The sequence below is a fragment of the Streptomyces hydrogenans genome, assembly GCF_014656075.1.
Classification (GTDB): Bacteria; Actinomycetota; Actinomycetes; order Streptomycetales; family Streptomycetaceae; genus Streptomyces; species Streptomyces hydrogenans.
The window spans coordinates 1-1482 of the sequence record NZ_BNBS01000286.1 but is presented as its reverse complement, the minus strand read 5'-3'; the positions used below and the strand labels follow the sequence as shown (position 1 = coordinate 1482).

The following is a 1482-nucleotide window of genomic DNA, read 5'->3' as shown; positions in this document are numbered from 1 at the left end:
GACGCGGCCGGTGCCGCCCGGGGCTCCGACACCCCGCAGGGCGGCCCCGCCCCGCTGCACGGCCCGCCGGCCGCGCAGGCCGACGGCGGGCCGATCCCTGGCGCCGTGCCGACGACCAGTCAGATCTCGACGGAGACGCTGCGGAAGACGACCCGCACGGAGATCATCAACCGGGCCAAGAAGTGGGTCACGGCCCAGGTGCCGTACTCGATGGAGAAGTACTGGTCGGACGGGTACCGCCAGGACTGCTCGGGCTACATCTCGATGGCCTGGAACCTGCGCAGCAACGAGTGGACGGGCAGCCTCGACCGCTTCGCCGTCCGCATCGACCGGACCGAGCTCCAGCCCGGCGACATCCTGCTCTTCCACAACCCGGCCAACCCGACCCGCGGCTCGCACGTGACGATCTTCGGCGGCTGGACGGACTACACCCACACCTCGTACGTCGCCTACGAGCAGACCAAGCCCCGCACCCGGAAGCAGGCCACGCCGATGGCCTACTGGGAGAACTCCGGCCGGTACGTCGCCTACCGCTACAAGGGCCTGGTCAGCGGCAGCACCGGCGCGGGCAGCGGCGCGACGCCCGGGGGCGCGGCGTACCCGGGCGGCGCGAAGTTCGGCCCGGGCGCGAACAACGCCTACGTCACCAAGCTCGGCCAGATGCTCGTCGAGCGCGGCGCCCGGCGCTTCTACGTCACGGGCCCCGGCCCGAAGTGGGGCGAGTCCGACCGGCGGGCGACCCGGGCGTTCCAGCTCGCGCAGGGCTGGAAGGGCAAGGAGGCGGACGGTCTGCCGGGCCCGCACACCTGGAAGCTCCTGACGTCGGGCGAGGGCCGGGACATCGGCGGTTCGAGTGGTTCGAGCGGTCCGAGCACAGATGCGAACGGGTTCCCCGGGCGTGGCTCCTTCCGTCCGGGCCAATCCAACGCATATGTGGAGAAGCTGGGCAAACAACTGGTGAAGCGGGGCTTCGGCAAGCACTACCTGTCGGGACCCGGTCCGCGCTGGACGGAGGCGGACCGCCGCAACGTCGAGGCGTTCCAGCGGGCACAGGGCTGGCGCGGCGCAGCGGCCGACGGCTACCCGGGCCCGGAGACCTGGCGGCGATTGTTCCGATGACCCCGAGAGCATGAGGTGGACCCCGAATGACGGCAGCACCCCCGAACGACTCCGGCGCGGCGGCCTCGCGCGACGCCGCCAGATCCGCCCGCCGCCTCACCGACGGCTCCCTCCCCCGCAGACCCCCGACCCCGGACGCCCCCCTCCCGCCACCGCCACCGACACCGGCCGAGCCCGTGCGCGAGCACGCGGCGGAGCCGGTGAGCGAGCCGGTGCGGGAGCCCGCGGCCGACCCGGCGGCGTCCGCCCCGAAGGCCGACGCGGCGGACGGGGCGCGGCCCGCCGTGTCCCCGCCGACGGTCGCCGCCCGCGCGACGCCGCCGGCCGCGGCTCCGTCGCCGCCGGTCGCGGCGACCCCCTCCC

The 1482-nt window shown here is 74.6% G+C and carries 1 protein-coding gene and 1 pseudogene; both read left to right on the top strand.

From position 1 onward, the window contains the following. A partial coding sequence (locus IE321_RS41435; protein WP_190226774.1) for a peptidoglycan-binding protein occupies nt 1-1119 on the top strand: 1119 nt, incomplete at its 5' end. A gap of 26 nt (nt 1120-1145) precedes the next feature. Continuing rightward, nucleotides 1146-1482, top strand: a pseudogene (locus IE321_RS41430) (hypothetical protein); the annotation flags it as partial.